At 48.7% G+C, this 1,079-nt stretch carries 1 protein-coding gene and 1 pseudogene; both read right to left on the bottom strand.

What is annotated here, in order from left to right; genetic code table 11:
- A pseudogene (locus tag R7D93_RS25975) lies at positions 1–84 on the bottom strand (SlyX protein); the annotation flags it as partial.
- Positions 81–1,067 (bottom strand): hypothetical protein, encoded by a 987-nt coding sequence (locus R7D93_RS25970; protein ID WP_318129643.1) that lies wholly within the window; start codon positions 1,065–1,067, stop codon positions 81–83. The pseudogene R7D93_RS25975 and the gene R7D93_RS25970, both read right to left, overlap by 4 nt.
- Between the last annotated feature and the right edge of the window lie 12 nt (positions 1,068–1,079).

The following is a 1,079-nucleotide window of genomic DNA, read 5'->3' as shown; positions in this document are numbered from 1 at the left end:
TTCGATGGTTTGCTCTTGGAACGCCACCTGACACTCTAAGTCGTTGATGCGTGCTTCCAATTGCTCAATGAGTTTTTCTGTCATGACCCGTTCTCTAGTTGCCAAGCTTGGGCGATGCCCGCCGATGTGGCAGTAATTACACGTTGCTTAGAATCAAAGGCAGCATCATACACGACCGCGCGAGGAGGGCGAGTATCTTTTTTCGGCTCGACTTCAAATCCGTCAATGCGCTTTCCGCTCTGCGTATCCCAAATCGAGACGCGGCCTGAAGGTGTTCCCGTTACCAGTCGAAAGCCATCATCAGAAAAACGCGCGGTAGAGAAAATCAGCTGGCGTGACCAACTGCTGAGTTGCGAAACCTTTTGCCCCGTTTCTAAATTCCAAATGATCGCTTGATTGCCACCGTCTGACGTCATGGCGAGTTTGCCATCTCGTTGCAGTGCTACGCGCACAACACGTTGTTCATGTTCAAAAGTTCGTAATACCTGACCAGATTCAGTATCCCAGAGGTAAGCTTTGTAGTCGTTACCGCCTGTTAATGCGAATCGACCATTGGGAGAGATGGCGACAGAGTTGACTTTTTCTCGGTGAGCGAGGAACTCCAAGCGACGGCCGGTGACTAAGTTGACGTAAATGGCTTTACCGTTTGAGAGCCCGAGTAGCACTTGTTCACCGTTGCTGGTGATGTCGATGTCGCGAATTAACGCGTCAGAAATGGACCACAGCCCTTGTGCTTGCGTCCAGCCAAGGTCCCAAACGGCAAAGTTCATTTGACCTGCGGTTACAGCAAAACGGCCGTTGTCTGAAATACGAATATGAGATACCGCGTTGCCATCGGCATCAAGCTTTCCAAGCGTTGCGAGTTTTTTGTTTTGCTCTAGGTCCCACAAAACCAAGTGGTGTTCTTCAGAGTAGAGCAGGGCAAATCGACCATCTCGGCTGAGTCCAAAGCTCGTTGAGCCCTGTGGTTCGAGTGGCCAACGTTGAACTTCATGCTTGGTAAAAAAGCAACCATTTAACGTGGTGATGACAATTAAATATAGGAATAAATGAAAAATTCTTTGCATCACATCTAATAA

It is taken from the genome of Vibrio sp. YT-15 (genome assembly GCF_033337445.1).
GTDB classification, from domain to species: domain Bacteria; phylum Pseudomonadota; class Gammaproteobacteria; order Enterobacterales; family Vibrionaceae; genus Vibrio; species Vibrio alginolyticus.
Note: the sequence above shows the minus strand (reverse complement) of the source record. Positions and strands in the feature narration are given on the sequence as shown.

Coding starts and splice junctions, on each gene's coding strand:
- R7D93_RS25970 (WP_318129643.1), bottom strand. CDS start 1,067: ATGCAAAGAATTTTTCATTTATTCCTATATTTAATTGTCATCACCACG.